Here is a 1,130-nt window from a genome sequence, read left to right as displayed (position 1 = left end):
AGTAAGCTTGTTAAAGAATATGAGCTTAGTCACCGAAATCGCATTTACGAGTGGAGGGACAAGGTGAAACAAGGAGGCTATGAAGGCCTCATGGATGATAGAGGTAAAAAAACGACCCAGGTTTCCTCTAAAAATAAACAGGACTCAGAGATCGACGAGAAGGCAAAACTTACAGAAGAAATACGCCTTTTACAGTTGAAGAATGAGTATTTGTCAAAGCTTATCGGTTTGGAAAGGGGGTGAAAGGAAGAGAACTTGAATACGCGTTTGTAGACAGTCATAGCGATCAGTACCCAATTGTCTTATTAGTGGACATACTTGGCGTTTCCCGTGCTGGTTATTATAAGTGGAAGAACCGTCATGGTGAACGTGTTCAAGATTGCAGAGACCAAGAGGTTATCCCCTATATCCTGAGAGTGTTTGAAAAGGAAAAGGGAACGATCGGACGTCGACGAATCAAAATAGAGCTCAATGATAAATATGATATGGACATCAACGAAAAGCGTATTAGTCGCCTGATGAGAAAATTCGGATTGCGGTGCCAAATTCGTCAGAAGAGGTTTAAGCGCCGAAATCAACTTCATACGTCCATTCCGAACGTGCTGAGCCGAAACTTTGAAGCTTCTAGGCCAGGAATTAAATTCTCTGTGGATATTACATACAACCCCGTACAAAAAGGGCGTCATAAGTGGGTATATCTATGTGCTATTAAAGATTTATTTAACGAAGAAATTGTGGCTTATTCCACTGGGACCAATCAAGATATGGAGCTTGTATTCGCAGCTGTAGAGAAATTAGAAAAACGAGGATTCGAGAAAGGAGCAATCCTGCATAGTGATCAGGGATTCCAATTCACAAACCCTCGTTATATAGAGCGATTGAGAAAGTTAGGACTAACTCAATCCATGTCCCGCAGGGGAAACTGCTGGGATAACGCCCCTATTGAGAACTTCTTCAGTCATTTAAAGTGCGAAGCACCGCACTTTCATATGATGGATACGGTTCGCAATATTTACAAGGCGCTAGACATTTACATTCACAATTATAACGAAAATCGTGTTCAATTAAAACTAAAGACGTCACCAGTAAACTACCGAAAGCAGGCAGCATAAATAGCTGCGCGGATTTAC

At 41.5% G+C, this 1,130-nt stretch carries 2 protein-coding genes; both read left to right on the top strand.

The genetic code is table 11. The annotated features are described in order from the left end of the window. Nucleotides 1-243: hypothetical protein (locus ACOI1D_RS21680; RefSeq protein ID WP_422504277.1), on the top strand; the 243-nt coding region annotated here is incomplete at its 5' end. Further along, nucleotides 240-1,112: an IS3 family transposase gene (locus ACOI1D_RS21675; RefSeq protein WP_422504276.1), complete on the top strand. Its 873-nt coding sequence runs from the start codon at nt 240-242 to the stop codon at nt 1,110-1,112. The genes ACOI1D_RS21680 and ACOI1D_RS21675, both read left to right, overlap by 4 nt. Nucleotides 1,113-1,130 lie beyond the last annotated feature (18 nt).

The sequence above is a fragment of the Virgibacillus sp. DJP39 genome, from assembly GCF_049310925.1.
Taxonomy (GTDB): Bacteria; Bacillota; Bacilli; order Bacillales; family Amphibacillaceae; genus Virgibacillus_F.
Note: the sequence above shows the minus strand (reverse complement) of the source record. Positions and strands in the feature narration are given on the sequence as shown.